This window comes from Donghicola sp. XS_ASV15, assembly GCF_041224595.1.
GTDB lineage: Bacteria > Pseudomonadota > Alphaproteobacteria > Rhodobacterales > Rhodobacteraceae > Donghicola.
Genome location: NZ_JBGFGN010000052.1, coordinates 1 through 6,329, shown reverse-complemented (window position 1 = coordinate 6,329; position 6,329 = coordinate 1). Strand labels below are relative to the sequence as shown.

6 protein-coding genes and 2 pseudogenes are annotated in these 6,329 nt (G+C 60.7%); 5 read left to right on the top strand and 3 right to left on the bottom strand.

Going from position 1 to position 6,329, the window contains the following annotated elements:
* Both AB9K37_RS00925 and AB9K37_RS00920 read left to right on the top strand, forming a co-directional pair.
* Positions 1–461 (top strand): annotated as a pseudogene (locus AB9K37_RS00925) (chloramphenicol/florfenicol efflux MFS transporter FloR); the annotation flags it as partial.
* A gap of 93 nt (positions 462–554) precedes the next feature.
* Positions 555–671, top strand: a pseudogene (locus AB9K37_RS00920) (DUF3363 domain-containing protein); the annotation flags it as partial.
* Here the strand turns inward: AB9K37_RS00920 and tetR(G) are convergent.
* A complete protein-coding gene (gene tetR(G) / locus AB9K37_RS00915) occupies positions 668–1,294 on the bottom strand; it encodes a tetracycline resistance transcriptional repressor TetR(G) (protein WP_000163574.1) in 627 nt (208 codons plus the stop codon). The pseudogene AB9K37_RS00920 and the gene tetR(G) sit on opposite strands and share 4 nt — an antisense overlap.
* Before the next feature lie 103 nt (positions 1,295–1,397).
* On the opposite strand from tetR(G), the gene tet(G) reads away from it, so the two are divergent.
* From tet(G) to AB9K37_RS00900, 3 genes are all read left to right on the top strand, one after another.
* Complete coding sequence (gene tet(G) / locus AB9K37_RS00910) at positions 1,398–2,573, top strand: tetracycline efflux MFS transporter Tet(G) (RefSeq protein WP_369835145.1); 1,176 nt, start codon at positions 1,398–1,400, stop codon at positions 2,571–2,573.
* An 89-nt stretch (positions 2,574–2,662) separates the two neighbouring features.
* On the top strand, positions 2,663–3,580 hold the full coding sequence (locus AB9K37_RS00905; protein ID WP_018426325.1) for a LysR family transcriptional regulator: 918 nt from the start codon (positions 2,663–2,665) through the stop codon (positions 3,578–3,580).
* 180 nt (positions 3,581–3,760) lie between these two features.
* Positions 3,761–4,069 carry a hypothetical protein gene (locus tag AB9K37_RS00900; RefSeq protein ID WP_102856270.1) on the top strand — a complete coding sequence of 103 codons (309 nt, stop codon included), beginning with the start codon at positions 3,761–3,763 and terminating at the stop codon, positions 4,067–4,069.
* 141 nt (positions 4,070–4,210) lie between these two features.
* Here AB9K37_RS00900 and AB9K37_RS00895 read toward each other — a convergent pair whose 3' ends face one another.
* Together AB9K37_RS00895 and AB9K37_RS00890 are read right to left on the bottom strand one after the other, a co-directional pair.
* Complete coding sequence (locus AB9K37_RS00895) at positions 4,211–4,816, bottom strand: methyltransferase type 11 (protein ID WP_092465272.1); 606 nt, start codon at positions 4,814–4,816, stop codon at positions 4,211–4,213.
* A complete protein-coding gene (locus tag AB9K37_RS00890; protein ID WP_092465273.1) occupies positions 4,813–6,153 on the bottom strand; it encodes a DUF3560 domain-containing protein in 1,341 nt (446 codons plus the stop codon). Before AB9K37_RS00890 ends, AB9K37_RS00895 begins: the two co-directional genes overlap by 4 nt.
* Positions 6,154–6,329: the final 176 nt, after the last annotated feature.

Genomic DNA, 6,329 nt, shown 5'->3' with positions numbered 1-6,329 from the left:
TGGCCTTCGCGACTGTCGGGCTGGTCATGGTCACGACAACCCGCTTCGCAAAGTCCTTCGTTGCCAAATGGGGTATCGCGGGATGCGTAGCGCGCGGGATGGCGTTGCTCGTTTCCGGCGCGATCCTGTTGGGGATCGGCCAACTTTTCGGATCGCCGTCATTTTTCAGCTTCATCCTGCCGATGTGGGTTGTCGCGGTCGGCATTGTCTTCACGGTGTCCGTTACCGCCAACGGCGCACTTGCGCAGTTCGACGACATCGCTGGATCAGCGGTTGCGTTCTACTTCTGCATCCAAAGCCTGATAGTCAGTATCGTCGGGACATTGGCGGTGACGCTGTTAAACGGCGATACAGCGTGGCCCGTGATTTGTTACGCCACGGCAATGGCAGTGCTGGTGTCGTTGGGGCTGGCGCTCCTTCGATCCCGTGATGCTGCCACCGAGAAGTCGCCAGTCGTCTAGCCGACGACTGGAAGCAAGCCCGCTCCGATGCGGCGCAATAATCTTCGAAACCTCGTGAATGGCGGTATCCTGTCTGGCAAGATACCGCTCATTTCCCTTGTCCCGTGGCGGCCGGTCATCGACCGCCAGCTCGGCCGTGAGGTCATGGGCATCGTGCAAAGCGGATCGGTGTCGTGGCAGTTGGGGCGGCAAAGGGGCATAAGCCTCTAATCTGTTGTAGATGAACGCAGCCGCTCGAAACCAGCGATGAGGCTGTCGAGTCCGAAGTTGAACGCAGCATCCATGCCGTCTGTTTCCAACTCGTGAAACAGATCGTGCAGGAAGGACGACGGTGCTTGCTCGGACACATCTGGCCTGTCCGGAACTCTCTCATCGGCATCAGATGCCTGCTGCTCGAGAACGGAACCGACCACATAGTGACTGACCGCCCGGAGCGCCCAAACGGCGCGCTTCGGACAAAAGCCCTCCGCGCAGAGAAAGCGTATTTGCGTCTCGGCGGTGCCAAAATTCGGTTCTGTCGGTCGAGTGCCGGCATGGATACGCGCGCCGTCGCGATAAGAGAGCAACGCCGTTCTGAAGCTCAGGGCATTCTCTTTCAGGAACACCCGCCAGTCCTCATTCTCTTCGGGTAGCGAGCGGGTATGGCGTTCCGCCAGCATCGCCTCGGCGAGCGCATCAAGCAGCGCTCGCTTGTTCTGGAAATGCCAGTAAAGCGCAGGCTGCTGAACCTTGAGGCGTTCAGCGAGCTTCCGCGTCGTCAGGCTGTCCATGCCAACCTCGTTCAACAGCTCTAGCGCCGCCGCGATCACGGTGCCCTTGTCCAGTTTGGTCATTCACGTTCCTTCGCCAGTGCTTGACAATTTATCACCGATAAGTTCTATGTCCATCTCCTTATCGTTGATAAAGTCGCTCCATTGAGCGGCGCTGGAGTTTCAGGTGCGCAGCTCTGCCATCATTGCCCTGCTGATCGTGGGTCTTGACGCCATGGGTCTCGGCCTCATCATGCCCGTCCTTCCGACGCTTCTGCGTGAGCTTGTGCCAGCAGAGCAGGTCGCTGGACACTATGGTGCCTTGCTGTCGCTCTATGCATTGATGCAGGTCGTCTTCGCGCCCATGCTTGGACAGCTTTCGGATTCTTACGGTCGGCGTCCGGTACTTCTGGCTTCTCTTGCAGGAGCCGCAGTCGATTACACGATTATGGCATCAGCGCCGGTCTTATGGGTGCTCTATATCGGCCGACTCGTGTCCGGCGTCACGGGCGCAACCGGAGCTGTAGCTGCCTCAACCATTGCGGATTCGACGGGGGAAGGTTCTCGCGCACGCTGGTTCGGCTACATGGGGGCCTGTTATGGGGCAGGCATGATTGCCGGGCCAGCACTTGGTGGTATGCTCGGTGGTATTTCTGCCCATGCTCCGTTTATCGCCGCTGCCCTTCTCAACGGCTTCGCGTTCCTGCTAGCCTGCATTTTCCTCAGGGAGACTCGTCGCGGCGATGGCGAGACCGGAAAGCCGGTTCGCATCAAACCATTCGTTCTGTTCCGGCTGGATGATGCATTGCGCGGGCTAGTGGCCCTTTTCGCAGTTTTCTTCATTATTCAACTGATCGGCCAGGTCCCTGCGGCCCTATGGGTCATATATGGCGAGGATCGTTTTCAGTGGAACACCACGACCGTTGGCTTGTCGCTCGCGGCGTTTGGAGCAACACACGCGATTTTTCAGGCGTTTGTTACCGGCCCTCTTTCAAGCCGGCTTGGAGAACGGCGCACGCTACTGTTTGGCATGGCTGCGGATGCGACTGGCTTCATTCTTCTGGCTTTTGCCACGCAGGGATGGATGGTGTTCCCGATTTTGTTGCTGCTTGCCGCCGGAGGTGTTGGCATGCCGGCCTTGCAGGCAATGCTTTCAAACAATGTCAGCAGTAACAAGCAAGGAGCTTTACAGGGAACGCTTACAAGCCTCACCAATCTAAGCTCTATCGCGGGACCGCTTGGCTTCACGGCACTCTATTCTGCCACCATAGGAGCATGGAACGGTTGGGTTTGGATTGTCGGCGCGATTCTCTATTTAATATGTCTGCCAATACTACGCAGACCTTTCGCAACTTCATTGTGATTGAGTCATGGCGAATTGGTATGCGTAGACTTACGAGGAATGACGGATTAAATCCGTTGAGCCATCATCTCCTCTCGGGGCGAGTGCCGATGATGACCTTAGTTCACACTCTCGCCGTCGCCGAATATCTGAACTTCCGCCACGCCGCCAATGCGCTCGGCGTGGCGCAATCCAGCGTCAGCGCCCGCGTGAAGGCGCTGGAAGAAGACCTTGGCATCGTTCTGTTCGAGCGCCATGCGCGGGGTGTTCGGTTGACCGAGGCCGGACGCCACTTCGTCGAGCGGATAGCCGCAGGCATCGACCAACTCGACCATGCGGTGAAGACCGCCGGCATGGCGGCAGCCGGAGAAAGCGGCCGGCTTCGCATCGGTATCCATGCCCTGATCCCTCGCAGCTTCCTCGCAAAGCTGATCGGCCAATACCGCGAAGACCACCCCGGCGTTGAAGTCGAAATGACCGAAGGTACGGCCCGCGATGCGGTCATGCAGCTTCGCGCCGACCGGCTGGACGTGGTGTTCGTGGCCGGCACGCCCGAGCTGCCCGACTGCCATTCCCGCCACATATGGACCGAACCGCTCGTGGCGGTGTTACCGGAGCGGCATCCGTTCGCCGAGCGGTCGGCCGTTACATGGGCCGATCTGGCGGGCGAGACGTTTCTTGTTCGGCATGGCGGCACTGGCCCGCAAGTTCATAGCCATATCGTGCTGCGCCATGCCGGACTCTGGCCCGCGCCGTCGATCCTGCGCTTCGACGTGGGGCGCGGCGCGCTGCTGTCCATGGTCGGACAGGGCTTCGGCATCACCATCGTCAGTGCGGCCACGGCGCTGTTGCCGTCAACCGGCATTGTCTTCTTGCCCTTCGCCGACGAGCCGGAGCCGGTCGCCTTCTCGGCTGTCTGGTCGCCGTCCAACCGCAGCGCGGCGCTTCGTAACCTGCTCAGTCTCGCCAACGACATGGGCCGGCAGGTCTGCACGAATTCGGTACTGCCACGGATAGCGAGGGCGTGAGCCGAAGTGGTCGCGGAAGCACCGTCCGGGACTGTTATTGCCATCGCCGGAAAGCGACACTTGCATTAACGCCGCCAAAGCCGAATCCGTTGGAAATGGCATGTTCCATGAGAATGGGCCGCGCAGATTGGTGAACTAGGTCGATACCTGCGGCAACAGGATCGGGGTTTTCTAAAGAAAATGTCTGATATAAAATTCGAGTGTGAGTTCTGCGGCGGGCTGTCAGAAGACCTAAGCCAAGATAGCCGGTTGCCCGAGCAATTTCGACATGGCGTGTATGACGTTCAGGAAGTCCTTGAAGACGATATAGTTCAGATTCATGGATGGTTTCATGATGGCACGAACAAGTTCAAGGTGATCTATGATCCCGAAGGCGACCTCACGATTGAGCTTGGAAATGGCGAATGTCTAAACCTGACGCAGCAAAAGATTGTCGGCTTGCTTCAATTCTTCGTTTCTGCCGAGCAGGCCAGTGACGATCAAGGGTGATGAAGCCGTGATCTTGCCGCGCAGCGGCCCCCGCGCGGGTAGCGCACAGTCCGGTGGCTGGGGCGCCCACGGCGCTCCGGCCACCGGACACCAATCGCGGCATCAAAAAAGGGGGGCCTCTGCCCCCCCTCTACGTTTCGTCTAGTCGCGGCGCACCCGTATGATTTTGGTATGCACCCGCGCCGTGCTGAACGTGTCGGGCGGCAGGGCTTCCAGATGTTCGGCCTCGGGATGCTCGAACGTCACAGGCACCAGCGCGACCAGCGTTGCCGGTTCGGCGTGACCGCCTCGGCCGAGAAGGGAAAGCGCGGCGGCGATATGCTTCCGCACCTCGCGGAAGGGGGGATTCATGATGATCCTGGGGAACGCTGCGCGCCCCTTCACCTCGTCGGCGTAGTCGAGAAAACAGCCGTGAATCGTCGGGCCGATCTTGCGCGTCATCGCTGCAAGCTGGTGGTGGCGCTCGATCATCGTCAGTTCGCGCGGGCTATGCCCGGACGCCAGAAGCGCCCGCGCAAGCTGGCCGGTTCCGGCGCTCGGCTCAAGGGTGAGATAGTCGCCTTGGGGGCCAAGATAATCGACCATTCTCCCCGCTACATCGTCGGGGGTGACGTGGCATTCGGTGGCACGGTCAACCGTGATGATTTCGGGGGCCTCGATCTGCGCCAGCGGGGCGACTTCCCCGCGCTTGCGCACGGGGATCGTCAGGGGCTTGTTGGGGCGGGAGTAGATCGCCGGGCGGGTCACTGTGCCGCCTCCGTCTGGCGCAGGGTCTCGGGAATTTCGTGCTGCTTCTGGTCGGTGATGAGGATTGCCGCCCAACCAGCTTGATAGCGCGGCCCCTCGTGCTTCGGGTTCGGCGCAATCCGCACACGATATTCGCCGCAGGTCGAAAGCCGGGTTCCGCGCTGTTCGCTGTAGATCGCCGCATATTCGGCTTTCGTCAGCTCGACTTGCGGTAGCTCGTCAACCTCCCGGCGATAGGGGTTCTGAACCGAGACTTTGCCGCTCGGGGCTTTGAAATTGAGGATCGGCGGTTTCGCAGGCTTCTTGGCCGGGGGGACATAGCCGCACGATTGCATGAGGTCGCGCCACTCGTCGCCGGACAGTTCCAGCGCCTTGCCGTCTCCGATATGCAGGGGCAAGGGTGCCTCACATTCGACGGTGAAAAGGTCGGCGTCCACCTTCGCCCCCTTGGGCTTGTCGGCCCCATGCGCTCGAACAAACATCTGCAACAGGGTCGGGGTGATTTCGCCAGCGTAGCGCGGCACCTCGCCCAGCATTTCGCGCTCATAGCTCAAGCGGTTGAGCGTGTGGCTGATCCAGCGGGCGCGGTTCGGCCCCTCAATGATTGCACGGCAGCCGTCCATAACGGCGGCTTTAGCGTCGAACGGGTCGCGCTCGCCCTTGTCTACCTCGCTCCACATGCCAGAGCGGGCAAGGGAAGCGGGATGCCCGATGAATGCAGCGATCTGCTCAGGGGTCTGCATCTTCTCCCAGAGTTCGAGCGCCTTATAGGCTGAGTTGATCCCGCGTTGCAGGTCGCGCAGCTCGGACAGCAGCTTTTCGATCCGCCGGGCGCGGACTCGCGGGTCGTTCTTCCGGTTCGCGTGGCGCTCGACGCTCTCGGCCCGGAAGTGCCAATATCCGATTGCCTTGTGCGCCTTGCTGGCCTTGTCCATTGCGCTGTGCATCCGCTCTTGCGTCTTGCGGGCCTTCCGCTCGCTGTGGTGGCCGACAAGTATCGGCTGGCCCATGTAGAAGGCTTGCGACAGGTCGTCAGCCGCGCGGGAAAAGGCGCTTGCCTGTGCCGCGCGCTTGTCAGCGATCCCGTCCAGGCGGTCGGCCTTCATCTGCGCGCGCTCGGCAAGAGTCATTTCTTCCGGCTCGATCTCGCCCGCCAGTTCCAGCGCCAAATCTTCGCGGGCGCAGGACCAAGCCGGGGCAACGAAAAGCTCCTGTTTCGGTGCCCATTTGAACCCTGCTTCCTTCACGCGCTGGAAGGTTTCAGCATCAAGACGGCTCGACGCATACAGGCGGAGCTTGTTGTCTTCGGGCGAATAGGTCGCGGAAATCATGGTCATCAGGTCAATCCTTTGTGGTGTGCCCCTTCCGGTCTTGTTGCCGAAAATCGGGGCGGGGTTTCTGGCGAGGAAGCGCGAAGCGCGCCCCTCTCCTGAAAGCCTGCCTCCCGGCGAGGGCAGGAGGGGGACCCGTGCAAGGTTGTCCGTAGGGGCGAAGGGGAGGGGGATCACCCGGC

Excerpts from the sequence above, each read along its gene's own strand:
- AB9K37_RS00905 (WP_018426325.1), top strand. The coding sequence starts at position 2,663 with ATGATGACCTTAGTTCACACTCTCGCCGTCGCCGAATATCTGAACTTC.
- AB9K37_RS00900 (WP_102856270.1), top strand. The coding sequence starts at position 3,761 with ATGTCTGATATAAAATTCGAGTGTGAGTTCTGCGGCGGGCTGTCAGAA.
- AB9K37_RS00890 (WP_092465273.1), bottom strand. The coding sequence starts at position 6,153 with ATGACCATGATTTCCGCGACCTATTCGCCCGAAGACAACAAGCTCCGC.